The organism is Acinetobacter sp. YH12128, assembly GCF_013418655.1.
GTDB classification, from domain to species: domain Bacteria; phylum Pseudomonadota; class Gammaproteobacteria; order Pseudomonadales; family Moraxellaceae; genus Acinetobacter; species Acinetobacter amyesii.
Window position 1 is genome coordinate 53,173 of sequence record NZ_VPBO01000017.1, and the last position, 12,175, is coordinate 65,347.

Consider the following 12,175-nt stretch of genomic DNA (forward strand, 5'->3'; position numbering starts at 1 on the left):
GAATATAAAAAAATGCAGCTTAGGCTGCGTTTTTTATGCAAATAATGAATTGAGAAATCAATCTTTAAACGTATCATTCAGTGCCTGTTGTACTGCTTCAACACGAGTCTTGCAGGCTTTATAGGCTTGCATCGACTCTTCAACGATTTTCATAAGATTATCAATATCGGGTTCTTGCTGAGATTCGAGTAATTCAGCATTACGTTTTAAAACTTCATAGCCTTCTTTAAAACTTAGAGTATCAGTCGTCATGATTTTTTACCTGTATATGTTGAATGTCAGCCGTGATGATGCCGTCTTGCATTTCAATTTCAATCGGTGAATGCGTTGAAGGCTGAAGATTTTTCGTTGCGCGAATGGCGTGACCTTGCTGCCGCACGATGGCATAACCTTTGGAGAGCACATGTGCAGGGTTTTGCAACAAAGTCTCACGCATGAGTATTTCAATATTCTGTGCAGCTGTTTTAAGTTGTAACTGAGCAAAATAAGCAGTGTTATCTTGGTATTGCTGTAAGAGCCGAGTTGAGTCATTGATTTGACTTTGAGCCAAGGTCTTTATGACCTGTAGCAACTGATCATTTTGACTTTGATACAGAGCAATTTGATGTTGAGAGCGCAGTTGAATGCTTTGTAAGGCCTCTAAAACTTCTTGTGTTCGCTCAACTATATGATTACGAATCCCCCCAATCACTTTACTCGGGGTGTCGAAAGAGCGATGTGCAACTTCATCTAAGATCGTGCGGTCTTTTTCATGGCCGATACCGACCCAAATTGGCACGCTACGCTTAGATAAAAGTGCAGCCAAATCATAATCATTCAGATAAGCAAGATCGTTAACAGCACCGCCACCACGAATAATCACGATCAAATCTGGCGCAGTTTGAAAGTCATTGGCCCATTGTCTTAAACCCAGTGCTAAAGCATCTCGGATACTTTGTGCTGCGGTATTCCCTTGAAAGGTTGCAGCATGATAGACAAATTCACACACGCCAGCATGTTGTAACGCATCTGCATCTTTTTTAAAGTCACCCAAGCCTGCTGCATTTTCAGGTGCGATAACCAAGACATGCTGAATATCAAATGGCGCAGGCAAGTTTCGATTTTTATGAATCAGACCTTCGCTGGTGAGTTTCTCTAAAATTTGTTGATAACGTCGAGCCAGATCACCCAAAGTAAAACTCGAATCAATTTCTTCGATATTGACCGAAAAACCATACTGCGGGTCAAATTTGGCACGCACTTTAACCAAGACATTTAAGTCGCGACTGAGCTCAATGCCGCTTTCACGTTCAAATTTTCCGACAACTTTATTTGCGGTAAATTTCCAAATTGTGGCCTTACAACTGGCAATGACTTTATCGCTTTCTTGTTCTTTTTCAGCTAATTCTAGATAGTAATGTCCACCTTTGATGTTTAAATTTCGAATCTCGGCTTTGACCCACACGGCATCATCAAAAGCCAACTGAATGACTTCTTTGACCGCAGATAGGTATTCGCTCAGCGTTAATTGAATATCAGACATAATTTAAAATAGGAGAATATAAAAATGAATATTCATTTAAATACTAAATAAATATTCAGCAATTGCAAATGATCATTTCGGTTAAAACAATAGAAGGACTAAGCGGCGCTACAACATAGTGTTTCATTTCACACGAAGCAGTTCGTTCCAATTACTCAGGTAAGCGGGGGAACACAGATTTTTTTTCATCCGCCATGTTGCAGCATCGTCCTGCGTTAAGCCGATCGAGACAAAATGATGCCCAAATTTTTTTTGAATATCGTCGATGGTGTCGGACAGTTTCAAACGGCTTTGTCTTAACGCCATATCGCAAAACAAATCTGGGGTAAAGTTTTGTTTTGGAATGATTTCTAATAACACCACACCGGCTTTTTTATATTTAAATCCCGCTTTAAAGATTTTTTCGGCGGCACGCGTTGCTGCTTGGGTGATACTAATTAAGTCATCGGTATGCTCATTCAGTGTAATGGCCAGATAAGGTGCGTATTTTTCAGTAGAATTAAAGCGACTCGTTTGAATAAACACTCCCACCATACGACATAGAGAATGATCTGCTCTTAAACGTGTGACGGCTCGCGCGATATATACACGAATAGAGGCTTTAATATCTTCCAGTTCGTAGACTGGCTGACCATAGGAACGACTACTGATAATTTGCTGTTTGCTCGGTGCTTCTTCTTCAATAGACAGACAAGATAGACCTTGCAGTTCCAAGACGGTTTTTTCCATCACCACACTAAATTTTTTTCGAATATCTTTAGGCTGTGCATTGATCAGATCTAAAACATAATGAATGCCAAGCTGATTCAGGGCTTTTGTATGATTGCGACCGACGCCCCAAACTTCATTGACTGGTGTCTGCGCAAGGAGTTGTTCTGAGGAACAAGGGTCCATTTCAACTAAATTGCACACACCGTTCAAATAAGCATTTTTTTTGGCAAAATGGTTGGCCATTTTGGCTTCCGTTTTAGAGCGACCAATCCCGACACAGCAGGTTAAACCTAGCCATTTTAGGATCGTATCTCGTATTTCTTTAGCATATAGGCTCAAATCAAACAGTTCTTGATAGGCAGTGAAATCTAAAAAACACTCATCGATCGAGTAAACTTCACGGTCTTCGGGGCCGACATACATGCCTAAAATATTCATAAATCGATTAGACATTTCGGTGTAGAGAGCATAGTTACTCGACAACACCTGAACATGATGCTGTTGGATTAAATCCTGAATTTGATAGACCGGCACAGCCATTTTAATCCCGAGGTCTTTGGCTTCCTGACTTCGAGATACAACACAGCCATCGTTATTGGACAGCACGACGACAGGGACATTATTGAGCTTTGGGTTAAAGACACGCTCACAACTGACGTAGCAGTTGTTAAGGTCAACTAACGCAAATATTTTATTTGCAGCTTTCATGACGAATTCTTGTGTTTAGGTGTGTGATGAGCGCTTATAAAATTGCTTTAAATTAAAGGTCACAACACCCTGAACAACGATAGATTCGCTATCTGAAGGGATAATATGCGCATAGGCTGGATTTTCTGCTTTTAGCCAAATTTTGGGTAAGACTTTATTGGGGTCACCAAAAATGTCGGCAATTTCTTCTTTTGACATTTTTGCGGTGATCATCAATCGCTTTAAGGTGATTTCACGATTATCAATCAGTGCAACCACGATATCGCCATGTTTGGCTTCTAAGCTACGATCGACTAAAAAAGTATCATTAATTTCAAAGCCGGCATTGAGTAAAGACTCGCTATCGACATGCGCAATAAATGTAGCGAGCGGGTTAATTACCAAATAATCATTTAGGTCTAAGGCTTTTTCAAAAACATCTTTATTGGCGAAAGCTGGGCCAGCAGGAATACGTTCCAAGGCAACTGGAAGTTCAATACGGGTATTTTTCTGAACAGGCTGAACATTGAGCGAAGAATCCAAAAATGGATCCATAGATAGTTTTTGAGATTGCCTTTCAAGCAGGGCATTGATGGTGGGACTGGGTTTGCCATCTGCGCCCATAAGCTGTTGCAAAGACGACCAAGCTTCGTCCGAAAAATAAATCGGCAATTTTTTTGACATATTTTGCTCCTACGCAACGTGGCGTGTTTGAAGAAAAGTATTTTTTTAGCATACGCGTTGAGCAGGTCATTTTTCAAATTTATAAAACCTTTAAAATCAAAGCTGCGACAAGTTTAGTCGTTTTAAATATTGCAAAAATCATCATCAGTTCAAAGAAAATGACGCTCTGTATTTTGAACATAGGGCACATTGCTGCCGAATTACAGAAAGTGGAATGACAGCTAAAAATTTCAATAAACAACTCGTTTATTTGGCACAAACTTGATAAGTTAAATTTTTATATTCAGAAATAGACTTGATGAAAAATATATGGATTTTAGCTGCACTGACAACATTTATGGCGGGTTGTAGCACAACACAGCAAACTGAAACGACACCAGAAAAAATTGGTATGGCAAATCCAGCCAGCCAGTATTGTGTAGAACAAAAAGGTAAACTTGAAATTCGTGATGAAGCAAATGCTCAGGTCGGGTATTGCCATCTGCCAAACGGACAAGTGGTTGAAGAGTGGGCATTATTCCGTAGTAGCCAAACTGAATGTGTAGCTGATAAGGCTAAGACGCTGATTGGTCAAGCAAAATTGACTGAAGATCAGATCAAGGCAATTAGCCAAGCTCAAATTGTCCGTTTAGTAAAACCTGGGCAGCCAGTAACAATGGATTATCGTGTAGAGCGCGTCACCGTCACTGTAAATCCAATCAATCAAAAGATTATTCAAGCAACTTGTGGTTAATTCAAACGCATAAAAAAGGCCCGAAAGGGCTTTTTTTGTTTGTTCGGCTACGACTAATTTAAATGACAAATCCATTACGATCTTTTATATTGCCCCTCGTAAGGAGAAGTTCATGAAAAAGTTATTTGCTTTATCCGTTATGGTGGCTTTGGTCGGCTGTGCTGAAAAAAAACCATTAACCCCTGAAGAGCAGTGGCAGGGTTACTGCCGCAGTGTAGGTAATGCTGCACGTACGATTATGTTAGATCGTCAAAATGCAATTGAAAAAGACAAAGCAGTTGAGCATGCCAACAAAATTGAGGATGAAACCACCAAAGGATTTATCCTGAACATCATTGATGAAGTTTATGCCTTGCCGCAAGCTGAGATTAATACTGATGTTGAAAAAGCACGTGAAAAAATTCGTGCTGAGTTTACTGAAAAATGTATCGCAACACCGCATACTGAAATGCCAGATTATAAACCGTTCTAAGGAACGGTTTTTTATGCGAGAAAGCGCGTAAAGCAAAACCTAAAGGCTCTATTCAGCAGTGAGTAGTTACAACGGGGCAACTATCCGTTGTTTAGCCATATGATGGAGTTCATGCTTATTTTGCGAATGCATATTTATCTTCGGGTTACTTTGAATATGAGATGCTTAAAGATTTTAAAATAGCTAAGCAGAGCGGAATACAAATTGTGACAACTTGCTAAATCATAAATATAGAAAAGCAAATTTTTTTAATGAATAATGAAATGGAGAATAAAAAACAGTAGAGGAGCAGAATATGGACGTTATAGGTTATATGCATCACTCAGATCTACTCCTAGAAGATGAACAAGGCGTAGCAATTATCGGTGGTGGGAACTACGTGCTCAGCATTGGAGATAAAGTCACATTACGCCAAAAAATAGATGAATTTTCTCAACGCTATTTGGTCGATATCAGCTTTGCAAGTAATCAACATCAAACCACATGTCAGGACGAATGGTGCCTCAGATTTACAGGCGATCGAGCGGAACTTCAGCAATATATCACTGCAACCACTGTCCACTAAGGTGGAATATCCAATACTGATAAAAACAGGCAACATTTAGTTGCCTGTTTTTTGATGGTTAATTTTAGTCAAAAGTTAATATGCGCAAGAAAAGCGTGTTCTAAGTATTGATTTTGCTTAATGTATAAACGATATGAGGATCATTTATTTATAAAATAACGGGCATCACGAAGAAACACTTGTAGTGCATTAACTTTTAACTGGAATTTTAGTAAAATTTAGCAGTCCATATTATTTGCGTAGCTTTATTTAAAGCAGGAATGCGTAAATAATTTTTTAAAAAAGAGGAATAACACCGTGCTAGAAGCTTACCGCCAACACGTTGAAGAACGTGCCGCACTCGGAGTCCCACCGAAGCCACTTGACGATGCTCAAACAGCTGCATTAGTTGAATTATTAAAAAACCCACCAGCTGGCGAAGAAGCATTTTTAGTTGATTTACTAGAAAACCGTGTTCCAGCGGGTGTTGACCAAGCTGCATACGTTAAAGCTGCTTTCTTAGCTGCTTTGGCAAAAGGTGAAGCGACTTCTCCACTAGTAACTAAAGAACGTGCGGTTTACCTACTAGGTACTATGCTTGGTGGTTATAACGTTGCTCCTTTAGTTGCACTTCTTGATGATGCAGAGCTTGCTGAGTTAGCTGCTGACGCACTTAAGAAAACTCTTCTTGTATTTGATGCGTTCCACGACGTTGCTGATAAAGCAAAAGCGGGCAATGCGAATGCACAAGCAGTTATGCAATCTTGGGCAGATGCTGAATGGTTCACTAGCCGTAAAGACGTTCCTGAAGAAATCAAACTTACAGTTTTCAAAGTAACTGGCGAAACGAACACAGACGACTTGTCACCTGCACAAGACGCGTGGAGCCGTCCAGACATTCCGTTACATGCTAACGCAATGCTTAAAAACGTACGTGACGGTATCAATCCAGAAGTTCCTGGCGAAGTTGGTCCACTTAGCCAAATCAAAGAGCTTATCGCGAAAGGCAACCAAGTTGCTTACGTAGGTGACGTTGTTGGTACTGGTTCTTCTCGTAAGTCAGCAACTAACTCTGTACTTTGGTTCTTTGGTGACGAAATTGCTCACATTCCGAACAAAAAAGACGGTGGTTATTGCTTAGGTTCTAAAATCGCTCCGATTTTCTTCAACACTATGGAAGATGCTGGTGCATTGCCAGTAGAAATCGATGTTCAAAACATGAACATGGGCGACGAAATCACGCTTAAAATCGACCACGCTGCTGCTAAAGTAACGGCGTTCAAAGACGGCGTTCAAATCGCTGAATCTGAACTTAAAACTCCAGTTCTTTTAGATGAAGTACGTGCTGGTGGCCGTATCAACCTTATCGTTGGTCGTGGTTTAACAACTAAAGCTCGTGAAGCTCTTGGTCTTGCACCTTCAACTTTATTCCGTACTCCAGTTCAACCTGCAGCTACTGGTAAAGGCTTCACTCAAGCTCAAAAAATGGTTGGTCGCGCTTGTGGTCTTCCTGAAGGTCAAGGTGTACTTCCAGGTACTTACTGTGAACCTAAGATGACTACTGTTGGTTCTCAAGATACAACAGGTCCAATGACTCGTGACGAACTTAAAGATCTTGCTTGCCTAGGCTTCTCTGCTGACCTAGTTATGCAATCTTTCTGTCATACAGCTGCGTATCCAAAACCAGTTGACGTTCAAATGCAGCACACGCTTCCTGATTTCATTATGAACCGTGGTGGTGTTTCTCTACGTCCAGGTGATGGTATTATCCACTCTTGGTTAAACCGTATGCTTCTTCCAGATACAGTTGGTACTGGTGGTGACTCGCATACTCGTTTCCCAATCGGTATTTCATTCCCAGCGGGTTCTGGTCTTGTAGCGTTTGCTGCTGCAACTGGCGTTATGCCACTAGACATGCCTGAGTCTGTTCTTGTTAAGTTCAAAGGTAAAATGCAACCTGGTATCACTCTACGTGACCTAGTACATGCGATTCCTTACGTTGCGATCCAAGAAGGCGACTTAACTGTAGAGAAAAAAGGTAAGAAGAACATCTTCTCTGGCCGTATCCTTGAGATCGACCTTACAGAAATGGAAACTGACCTTACTGTTGAGCAAGCGTTCGAACTTTCTGACGCTTCTGCTGAACGTTCAGCTGCTGGTTGTTCTATCACGCTTTCTGAAGAGAAAGTTGCTGAATACCTTAAATCAAACATTACTATGTTGAAATGGATGATTTCTGAAGGTTATGGCGATGCTCGTACTATGGCGCGCCGTGTAGAAAACATGGAGAAATGGTTAGCGAACCCAAGCCTAATCAAAGCAGATCCAGATGCTGAATACACTAAAGTGTATGAAATTGACCTTTCTACAATTACTGAACCAGTTCTTTGCTGCCCGAACGACCCAGATGACGCTAAATTGCTTTCTGACGTTGCTGGTACAAAAATTGACGAAGTATTCGTTGGTTCATGTATGACTAACATTGGTCACTTCCGTGCGGCTGGTAAACTTCTAGACAAAGTTCCTGGTGGTTCTTTATCTACTCGTCTATGGTTGGCTCCTCCAACTCGTATGGACGAACGTCAATTGATGGAAGAAGGTTTCTACAACATCTATGGTAAAGCTGGCGCTCGTACAGAAATGCCAGGTTGTTCATTATGTATGGGTAACCAAGCACGTGTAGCTCCGAACACTACTTGTGTATCGACTTCTACTCGTAACTTCCCGAACCGTCTAGGTCAAGGTGCGAACGTTTACTTAGCTTCTGCTGAGCTTGCTTCTGTTGCTGCTGTACTTGGTAAATTACCAACTCCAGCTGAGTACCAAGAATACGCAGCTCAAATTGATAGCATGTCTGCTGACATCTACCAATACTTAAGCTTCGACAAAATGAGCGACTATACTGACGCTTCTAAAGATGTTGATACTAAGAAAATTGCTGCTGCTCAATTGTCTTAATTGATTAAGTAGTTAATAAGAAAATCCCACGTCATGTGGGATTTTCTTTATATAAAATTGCAATAGAAATAGCAAAATAATATTTTAGAAATTAGACATATGAAACTAAAAAACATTACACTTATACTATTAACACTTTGTTCATCAAATATTTTTGCTGAGGTATCTTTTACAAAGCTAGCAAATATTAAGTTAGTTGATGAAAATGCATATCGAACAAACTCAGAAGTACAATCTGACATTGAAGATTTGATCCAAGCAAAAAAATTCAAAGAAATCTCAACTAACGCCAATCAACTCTTAAATAGCGAAGAATATAATTTTGATGGTAAATTTAAACACACAAGTTATTTAGATTCTTTTCTTAGAATCGTAAATAAGCATCGTGTAACATCTTCAAATTATTACAAAGAGAATATTGCTCAAGGACAGAAATGGATCAAAGCTGAACCAGAATCACCATTAGGTTATATTTATTATGCAATGTGGGTTAGGCAACAGGCTTGGAGTGTTAGAGGGGGAAGTTATAGTTCACAGGTATCGCAAAATAATATGCAATATTTTGCTGATAAATCAATGCAGAATTTAAATTTTCTAATGGAAAATTATGATGTTGCATCAAAAGATCCTTTTTATTACTACATTCTTTTAATGACGCTACGTGATTTAGGTTTTGAAGAAAATTATCTAAGAGCTTATCAAGATGGAATTGTAAAATATCCAAAACAGAGAGTTATTTATAATACATTTATGGAAAGTTTTGAGAAAAAGTGGTTTGGAGAAAATTATGATGCTATTCAAATGATTATTAATGATATACAGGAAATGAATCCTGCAGAAAAAGATTTTCATTATTATCATATTCTATATACAGTACATAACAATAAGTATGATTTGAAAAAACTAAATGTAAATTGGGCTAGGGTTGAGCAAGGTGCCGTAGATTCTTTAAGTAAACTTACTTCTTTGAGTAAAATAAATGATGTGCAAAAATTGTATTGCTCTTATCCTGGGAATAGAGTGAGGTTGGAACGGTTATTAAAATCCTTTAAACAAGGACAATTAGAAAAAAGCTATATAGAAAATAGTTTGAATAACTGTCAAAAATAGAAATAATCGCCTCTTAATTGGAGGCTTTTATTTATAAATGTTATTTACAGTTCTAAGAATACAACGTTTAATCACAACTAATATTATTTTACAGTAGCATAGATCAGTGCCCAAACAATCCCGATTCCTCTGTATTGGTGGCTTCCTCAACGGAACCCAAGTCAAAGACCAAGGCGAAAGCTTTGTCTGTGTCGAAAATGGCAAACAGATGACTTACCACAAAAAAGAAATGTTTAACCAAGATGCTTGGGATCAAGATTACTATGTCTGTGAAACCACCAGTGATAAAGAGGCGCATAACTGGGTATTCGACATAAAATAATATCTCAAAAATCTTTATATTCAGTCATAAATAACCAATGCTCAGCACATTACATACGCTGAGCATTTTTATTTATTTCACTTATTAGGCTTCAAAAATGTGTAGTAGAAGAAGGGGCGTAAATAGCTTATTTACATTTTTCTAGCTGAAAAACTCCAATAATTATGTAAAAGGATAAATAAAATTGAGCACTTAAGATTAAATTATGAATTATGAGCTAGATGCTTTTTTGACAATTGTCGTGGCGGTATTGGTTTTATTTATCGGTTATTTCTTCGTACACAAAATTTCCATCCTGAAAAAATACAACATTCTTGAACCTGTAGCAGGCGGTTTGGTCGCTGCGGTTATTACATTTATATTATTTAAAAACTTTAATATCACTGTAAATTTTGATGCCAAAATCCAGCAAATATTCATGCTGATGTTCTTTACATCTGTGGGTTTGAGCGCAAGTCTTGGAAAACTCAAAGAGGGTGGCAAGGCGTTAGTGCTGTTTTTAGGCTGTGTCATTATATTTGTCATACTGCAAAACATCGTTGGCATCAGTTTAGCCAAAATTTTAGGATTAGATCTGCTCATCGGCTTAATTACAGGTTCCGTAACACTTACAGGTGGTCACGGTACAGCAGGCGCATGGGGTACAGTCTTTGAACAAGATCATGGTATACAAGGTGCAGTCGTACTCGGTATGGCAAGTGCAACCTTCGGCTTGGTCATTGGCGGCATGATGGGCGGGCCAGTGGCGAAATTCCTCATCCGCCGTTTTCAGTTGGCAGAAGAACTTGTACCGACAACAGGACGTAATGAAGCACCGCCTGCATCTGAAACGGCGCCTTTCGAATATCCTGAAAAAACTCGTTTAATTACCGCAGATGATGCCGTCAAAACGATGGGGATGTTTGCCGTCTGTATCAGTTTTGCCTACTTCATGACGGACTTCGCTCGCGGACAGTGGTTTGAGTTGCCAACATTCGTTTGGGCATTGGCTTGCGGTGTATTTTTAAGAAACACCCTTGAACTTGGCTTTAAAATTGAAATGTTTGATCGCTGTATCGATGTCTTTGGTAATGCATCATTGGCGCTGTTTTTATCGATGGCGCTGATGTCATTGCAGCTCTGGTTATTGGCAGATCTTGCAGGCCCACTGGTGATTATTTTAATGGTACAAACCCTCGTTTTAGCACTGTATCTGTACTTTGTAACTTTTAGGATCATGGGAAAAAGCTATGATGAAGCAGTACTTTGTGCAGGGCAGTGCGGCGTAAACCTCGGTGCGACGCCTACAGCGATTGCCAATATTCAGGCAGTGACTAATACCTATGGCCCATCACATAAAGCCTTTTTGATTATTCCTTTGACAGGGGCGTTTTTTGTAGACATTGTCAATGCTGTGGTCATTCAGGCAACGATAGGCTTCTTTGGTTAATACTATATATAGCTTTAAAAAATGCTAAAGCATCTAGATAGAGTGCTTTAGCATTTCATTTTTCACCATCTTATTGATCAAGAATAATAAACAATGAAAGTTTTAAAATATCATTTACCTTACATCAAATTGTTCATGCTATTTGTATTAACAGCACTTCCATTTTCTATAACCTATTCAGCTGAAATTGATGTCCAAAAGACCATCGTTCAAGAACAAAATAACGATAAACAGGCGCTTTATGATTTGGCTGTACTGAAACATATGGGGCTAGAAGGTGTGGAGATTAATCTGCCTGAAGCCATAGCGCTGTATAAGCGTGCTTCTGCCTTAGGGCACCGCTCTGCAAATCAAAATTTGGGATTGATGTATTACAAAGGTGTCGGTGTAAACGTAGATTATGTAGAAGCTGCAAAATGGTTTGAGATTGGTGCTGAAAGAAATTTAGATGATTCAAAGCGTATGCTTTTGATCATGAATAAATATGAACTCATTCCAAGAAATGATAAAAAATTGGAAAGTCTATTGATTGAATTTGCTCATAAAGGCAAGCAAGAAGATATCGAACAATTGGCCGACTATTATTACTATACAAAGAATGATCTACTGCTTGCAGAAAAGCCTACAGTACTTTTAGCAGAAAAAGGATTGGCAAAGTATCAGCACCGGTTAGGCATGATTTATTATAGAGGTACAGATGGAAAGCCAAATTATAAAAAAGCTTATCCATGGATTTTAAAGGCTGCGGAAGCAAATGATTTGAACGGAAAAATTAGCGTAGCAAGTTTTTATTTAGGTGGGCTAGGCGTACAGCAAGATTTTGAAAAAGCTGCTGCATGGTTTAATTCGGCTTATGAGCAGGACCCTGTGAAAACATGTGAAATTCACAGTCTCGTTTTGTCAGAATTGAACAATGAAATACAACAATGTGAGCTAAGTAGAAAACAATAAAAAGCCCCATGGTTAGGGGCTAGTCGTATCACTCGCGTGATACTCATATAAG

Annotated in this window: 12 protein-coding genes; 8 read left to right on the forward strand and 4 right to left on the reverse strand. The window is 39.2% G+C overall.

Features of this window, described 5'->3' with window-relative positions; genetic code table 11:
• Positions 1-57: 57 nt before the first annotated feature.
• The 4 genes from xseB to FTU64_RS10345 form a co-directional block, all read right to left on the reverse strand.
• The gene (xseB, locus tag FTU64_RS10330; RefSeq protein ID WP_078188551.1) at positions 58-252 is read right to left on the reverse strand and encodes an exodeoxyribonuclease VII small subunit; all 195 of its coding nucleotides are present in this window, start codon (positions 250-252) and stop codon (positions 58-60) included.
• Complete coding sequence (xseA, locus tag FTU64_RS10335) at positions 242-1,522, reverse strand: exodeoxyribonuclease VII large subunit (protein ID WP_180055906.1); 1,281 nt, start codon at positions 1,520-1,522, stop codon at positions 242-244. The genes xseB and xseA overlap by 11 nt, the downstream gene beginning before the upstream one ends.
• 123 nt (positions 1,523-1,645) lie before the next feature.
• Positions 1,646-2,941 (reverse strand): Y-family DNA polymerase, encoded by a 1,296-nt coding sequence (locus FTU64_RS10340; protein WP_180055907.1) that lies wholly within the window; start codon positions 2,939-2,941, stop codon positions 1,646-1,648.
• Positions 2,942-2,956: 15 nt separating this feature from the next.
• Entirely contained in the window at positions 2,957-3,604 is a 648-nt protein-coding gene (locus FTU64_RS10345; RefSeq protein ID WP_180055908.1) for a LexA family transcriptional regulator, read from the reverse strand.
• 298 nt (positions 3,605-3,902) lie between these two features.
• On the opposite strand from FTU64_RS10345, the gene FTU64_RS10350 reads away from it, so the two are divergent.
• The 8 genes from FTU64_RS10350 to FTU64_RS10385 all read left to right on the forward strand — a co-directional run bounded on the left by FTU64_RS10350 (position 3,903) and on the right by FTU64_RS10385 (position 12,123).
• Positions 3,903-4,337 (forward strand): I78 family peptidase inhibitor, encoded by a 435-nt coding sequence (locus tag FTU64_RS10350; RefSeq protein WP_180059713.1) that lies wholly within the window; start codon positions 3,903-3,905, stop codon positions 4,335-4,337.
• Positions 4,338-4,449: 112 nt separating this feature from the next.
• Positions 4,450-4,809, forward strand: a complete 360-nt coding sequence (locus tag FTU64_RS10355) for a hypothetical protein (protein ID WP_078193938.1) — start codon at positions 4,450-4,452, stop codon at positions 4,807-4,809.
• Positions 4,810-5,104: 295 nt separating this feature from the next.
• On the forward strand, positions 5,105-5,374 hold the full coding sequence (locus FTU64_RS10360) for a hypothetical protein (RefSeq protein ID WP_078193937.1): 270 nt from the start codon (positions 5,105-5,107) through the stop codon (positions 5,372-5,374).
• A gap of 297 nt (positions 5,375-5,671) precedes the next feature.
• Positions 5,672-8,311 (forward strand): bifunctional aconitate hydratase 2/2-methylisocitrate dehydratase, encoded by a 2,640-nt coding sequence (locus FTU64_RS10365; RefSeq protein ID WP_180007287.1) that lies wholly within the window; start codon positions 5,672-5,674, stop codon positions 8,309-8,311.
• A 99-nt stretch (positions 8,312-8,410) separates the two neighbouring features.
• The gene (locus FTU64_RS10370) at positions 8,411-9,421 is read left to right on the forward strand and encodes a hypothetical protein (RefSeq protein ID WP_180040398.1); all 1,011 of its coding nucleotides are present in this window, start codon (positions 8,411-8,413) and stop codon (positions 9,419-9,421) included.
• 106 nt (positions 9,422-9,527) lie between these two features.
• The gene (locus FTU64_RS10375; protein ID WP_180059714.1) at positions 9,528-9,743 is read left to right on the forward strand and encodes a hypothetical protein; all 216 of its coding nucleotides are present in this window, start codon (positions 9,528-9,530) and stop codon (positions 9,741-9,743) included.
• Between the two features lie 205 nt (positions 9,744-9,948).
• Positions 9,949-11,172: a sodium/glutamate symporter gene (gene gltS, locus FTU64_RS10380; protein ID WP_180059715.1), complete on the forward strand. Its 1,224-nt coding sequence runs from the start codon at positions 9,949-9,951 to the stop codon at positions 11,170-11,172.
• A gap of 93 nt (positions 11,173-11,265) precedes the next feature.
• Positions 11,266-12,123 (forward strand): tetratricopeptide repeat protein, encoded by an 858-nt coding sequence (locus FTU64_RS10385; protein WP_180040402.1) that lies wholly within the window; start codon positions 11,266-11,268, stop codon positions 12,121-12,123.
• The last annotated feature ends 52 nt before the right edge of the window (positions 12,124-12,175 follow it).

Bases quoted from the DNA above. Each gene is read 5' to 3' on its own strand.
- xseA (WP_180055906.1), bottom strand. From the start codon at position 1,522: ATGTCTGATATTCAATTAACGCTGAGCGAATACCTATCTGCGGTCAAA.
- gltS (WP_180059715.1), top strand. From the start codon at position 9,949: ATGAATTATGAGCTAGATGCTTTTTTGACAATTGTCGTGGCGGTATTG.
- FTU64_RS10355 (WP_078193938.1), top strand. From the start codon at position 4,450: ATGAAAAAGTTATTTGCTTTATCCGTTATGGTGGCTTTGGTCGGCTGT.
- FTU64_RS10340 (WP_180055907.1), bottom strand. From the start codon at position 2,941: ATGAAAGCTGCAAATAAAATATTTGCGTTAGTTGACCTTAACAACTGC.
- FTU64_RS10350 (WP_180059713.1), top strand. From the start codon at position 3,903: ATGAAAAATATATGGATTTTAGCTGCACTGACAACATTTATGGCGGGT.
- FTU64_RS10345 (WP_180055908.1), bottom strand. From the start codon at position 3,604: ATGTCAAAAAAATTGCCGATTTATTTTTCGGACGAAGCTTGGTCGTCT.
- FTU64_RS10360 (WP_078193937.1), top strand. From the start codon at position 5,105: ATGGACGTTATAGGTTATATGCATCACTCAGATCTACTCCTAGAAGAT.
- xseB (WP_078188551.1), bottom strand. From the start codon at position 252: ATGACGACTGATACTCTAAGTTTTAAAGAAGGCTATGAAGTTTTAAAA.
- FTU64_RS10370 (WP_180040398.1), top strand. From the start codon at position 8,411: ATGAAACTAAAAAACATTACACTTATACTATTAACACTTTGTTCATCA.
- FTU64_RS10385 (WP_180040402.1), top strand. From the start codon at position 11,266: ATGAAAGTTTTAAAATATCATTTACCTTACATCAAATTGTTCATGCTA.